The sequence below is a fragment of the Streptomyces triticagri genome, assembly GCF_003429565.1.
Classification (GTDB): Bacteria; Actinomycetota; Actinomycetes; order Streptomycetales; family Streptomycetaceae; genus Streptomyces; species Streptomyces triticagri.
In genome coordinates this window covers 1-3,320 of sequence record NZ_QUAK01000006.1, presented here as the reverse complement: position 1 = coordinate 3,320, position 3,320 = coordinate 1, and the positions used below count along the sequence as shown (strand labels likewise).

The 3,320-nt window shown below is 58.6% G+C and carries 2 rRNA genes; both read right to left on the bottom strand.

Features of this window, described 5'->3' with window-relative positions:
- Positions 1–1,321: ribosomal RNA gene (locus DY218_RS00790) — 23S ribosomal RNA — on the bottom strand; the annotation flags it as partial.
- 418 nt (positions 1,322–1,739) lie between these two features.
- A 16S ribosomal RNA gene (locus DY218_RS00785) occupies positions 1,740–3,267 on the bottom strand.
- Between the last annotated feature and the right edge of the window lie 53 nt (positions 3,268–3,320).

Genomic DNA, 3,320 nt, shown 5'->3' with positions numbered 1-3,320 from the left:
TGACACGACTTCGGCGGTACGCTTGAGCCCCGCTACATTGTCGGCGCGGAATCACTAGACCAGTGAGCTATTACGCACTCTTTCAAGGATGGCTGCTTCTAAGCCAACCTCCTGGTTGTCTCTGCGACTCCACATCCTTTCCCACTTAGCGTACGCTTAGGGGCCTTAGTCGATGCTCTGGGCTGTTTCCCTCTCGACCATGGAGCTTATCCCCCACAGTCTCACTGCCGCGCTCTCACTTACCGGCATTCGGAGTTTGGCTAAGGTCAGTAACCCGGTAGGGCCCATCGCCTATCCAGTGCTCTACCTCCGGCAAGAAACACACGACGCTGCACCTAAATGCATTTCGGGGAGAACCAGCTATCACGGAGTTTGATTGGCCTTTCACCCCTAACCACAGGTCATCCCCCAGGTTTTCAACCCTGGTGGGTTCGGTCCTCCACGAAGTCTTACCTCCGCTTCAACCTGCCCATGGCTAGATCACTCCGCTTCGGGTCTAGAGCGTGCAACTCCCTCGCCCTCTTAGGACTCGCTTTCGCTACGGCTTCCCCACACGGGTTAACCTCGCTACACACCGCTAACTCGCAGGCTCATTCTTCAAAAGGCACGCAGTCACGACTGACAGAAACAAGTTCCGCCAGCGACGCTCCCACGGCTTGTAGGCACACGGTTTCAGGTACTATTTCACTCCGCTCCCGCGGTACTTTTCACCATTCCCTCACGGTACTATCCGCTATCGGTCACCAGGGAATATTTAGGCTTAACGGGTGGTCCCGCCAGATTCACACGGGATTTCTCGGGCCCCGTGCTACTTGGNGTGGTCCCGCCAGATTCACACGGGATTTCTCGGGCCCCGTGCTACTTGGGTGTCTCTCAAACGAGCCGCTCACGTTTCGACTACGGGGGTCTTACCCTCTACGCCGGACCTTTCGCATGTCCTTCGCCTACATCAACGGTTTCTCACTCGTCCTGCCGCCGGCAGACGACAGAAGAGAGATCCCACAACCCCGCACACGCAACCCCTGCCGGGTCTCACACGTATACGGTTTGGCCTCATCCAGTTTCGCTCGCCACTACTCCCGGAATCACGGTTGTTTTCTCTTCCTGCGGGTACTGAGATGTTTCACTTCCCCGCGTTCCCTCCACACTGCCTATGTGTTCAGCAGCGGGTGACAGCCCATGACGACTGCCGGGTTTCCCCATTCGGAAACCCCCGGATCAAAGCCTGGTTGACGACTCCCCGGGGACTATCGTGGCCTCCCACGTCCTTCATCGGTTCCTGGTGCCAAGGCATCCACCGTGCGCCCTTAAAAACTTGGCCACAGATGCTCGCGTCCACTGTGCAGTTCTCAAACAACGACCAACCACCCGCCACCCCACCGAAAAACCAGTGAGTACACCGGGGCCGGCAACCGAAGAACACCAGGCCTACGCCCGCGCCTTCAGACACCCAACAGCGTGCCCGACCCGATCCCCCAACCCAGACCCGTGTTCCACGCCCCGAAGAGCAGTACTAACAAACCAAGTTGGCTGACCGTGCCGAGTAGTCAACGTTCCACCCATGAGCAACCAGCATCAGACGTTCGCTGATGTACTGGCCTCTGAGTCAAGCAAGCTTGACTGAGAAGTNGTGCCGAGTAGTCAACGTTCCACCCATGAGCAACCACCGCAGAACATTCGCCTGCGTAGTGGCCTCTGGACACCGCACTCCGTGGAGTGGGTGTCTAGATGCTCCTTAGAAAGGAGGTGATCCAGCCGCACCTTCCGGTACGGCTACCTTGTTACGACTTCGTCCCAATCGCTGGTCCCACCTTCGACAGCTCCCTCCCCGAGGGGTTGGGCCACCGGCTTCGGGTGTTACCGACTTTCGTGACGTGACGGGCGGTGTGTACAAGGCCCGGGAACGTATTCACCGCAGCAATGCTGATCTGCGATTACTAGCGACTCCGACTTCATGGGGTCGAGTTGCAGACCCCAATCCGAACTGAGACCGGCTTTTTGAGATTCGCTCCACCTCGCGGTATCGCAGCTCATTGTACCGGCCATTGTAGCACGTGTGCAGCCCAAGACATAAGGGGCATGATGACTTGACGTCGTCCCCACCTTCCTCCGAGTTGACCCCGGCGGTCTCCCGTGAGTCCCCAACCTTCCGAAGAAGTTGCTGGCAACACGGGACAAGGGTTGCGCTCGTTGCGGGACTTAACCCAACATCTCACGACACGAGCTGACGACAGCCATGCACCACCTGTACACCGACCACAAGGGGGACCCTGTCTCCAGGGTTTTCCGGTGTATGTCAAGCCTTGGTAAGGTTCTTCGCGTTGCGTCGAATTAAGCCACATGCTCCGCCGCTTGTGCGGGCCCCCGTCAATTCCTTTGAGTTTTAGCCTTGCGGCCGTACTCCCCAGGCGGGGCACTTAATGCGTTAGCTGCGGCACGGACAACGTGGAATGTTGCCCACACCTAGTGCCCACCGTTTACGGCGTGGACTACCAGGGTATCTAATCCTGTTCGCTCCCCACGCTTTCGCTCCTCAGCGTCAGTATCGGCCCAGAGATCCGCCTTCGCCACCGGTGTTCCTCCTGATATCTGCGCATTTCACCGCTACACCAGGAATTCCGATCTCCCCTACCGAACTCTAGCCTGCCCGTATCGACTGCAGACCCGGGGTTAAGCCCCGGGCTTTCACAACCGACGCGACAAGCCGCCTACGAGCTCTTTACGCCCAATAATTCCGGACAACGCTTGCGCCCTACGTATTACCGCGGCTGCTGGCACGTAGTTAGCCGGCGCTTCTTCTGCAGGTACCGTCACTCACGCTTCTTCCCTGCTGAAAGAGGTTTACAACCCGAAGGCCGTCATCCCTCACGCGGCGTCGCTGCATCAGGCTTCCGCCCATTGTGCAATATTCCCCACTGCTGCCTCCCGTAGGAGTCTGGGCCGTGTCTCAGTCCCAGTGTGGCCGGTCGCCCTCTCAGGCCGGCTACCCGTCGTCGCCTTGGTAGGCCATCACCCCACCAACAAGCTGATAGGCCGCGGGCTCATCCTCCACCGCCGGAGCTTTCCACACAGAGACCATGCGGCCCTGTGTCGTATCCGGTATTAGACCCCGTTTCCAGGGCTTGTCCCAGAGTGGAGGGCAGATTGCCCACGTGTTACTCACCCGTTCGCCACTAATCCCCCACCGAAGCGGGTTCATCGTTCGACTTGCATGTGTTAAGCACGCCGCCAGCGTTCGTCCTGAGCCAGGATCAAACTCTCCGTGAATGCTCTCCCGTAATCGGGACACACATCACGAGAGCGGAACAGGCAGGAGGAAT